Source organism: Mucilaginibacter sp. RCC_168, from assembly GCF_041355315.1.
GTDB lineage: Bacteria > Bacteroidota > Bacteroidia > Sphingobacteriales > Sphingobacteriaceae > Mucilaginibacter.
The window spans coordinates 1-774 of sequence record NZ_JBFUPN010000073.1 but is presented as its reverse complement, the minus strand read 5'-3'; the positions used below and the strand labels follow the sequence as shown (position 1 = coordinate 774).

The window sequence follows — 774 nt, the reverse complement described above, 5'->3', positions numbered from 1 at the left end:
AACGCGGCAGGTGAAATAGAGTTCAGGGGCCGTTTGGACAGCCAGGTAAAGCTCCGTGGTTACCGGATCGAGCTTGGTGAAATCGAGCAGGTCTTAGAAGGTCATGAACATATAGAAGGCTCGGTGGTTGTTCTTAGCGGGGAAGGGGAAGATAGTATCCGTAACCTAGTAGGGTATTATACCAGCAGGGATGGACTGGAGTGGACGGAGGTGAAGCGTTATCTTGAAGAACGGCTTCCGGCTTACATGATACCGACCCACCTGATCCGTGTGGAGGCATTTGTATTGACGAATAACGGGAAAATAGACAAAAGCAAGCTGCCGGAGGTGAGGCATGGTTATTTACTGGATGGTAAAAAATATGTAGCGCCAGCAACAAAACTGGAGTTCGAATTAGTGGCTATTTGGGAGGAAATATTTGGCAATGATCAGATTGGTATAACAGACGATTTTTTTGAATTGGGAGGTAACTCGCTGGAAGCGATTCGATTAATTAGCCATATGATGAAAAAGCTGGATGTTCAGGTAGAACTGAGCGAATTGTTTGAAAGCCCAACAATAGCGGCAATAACACAAAAGATAAAAGTAAGAGACAAAACTGAATTCGAGCAGATACCCGTTATCCGGCTACAGGAAAATTATCCGTTAACAAATGCCCAAAAAAGATTTTGGATTATGGATCAGTTATCGGAAAATGATCGGTCGGCTTATAATATGCCGATGTGTTATGAAATGCGTGGGATTTTAAGCATGGAATCCGTTGGTCGATCTTTC

The 774-nt window shown here is 43.9% G+C and carries 1 protein-coding gene; it reads left to right on the top strand.

Annotation, left to right across the window (positions count from 1 at the left end; genetic code table 11):
• Positions 1–774 (top strand): phosphopantetheine-binding protein (locus tag AB6735_RS28005; protein WP_370999482.1); only part of this gene is annotated, 774 nt, incomplete at both ends.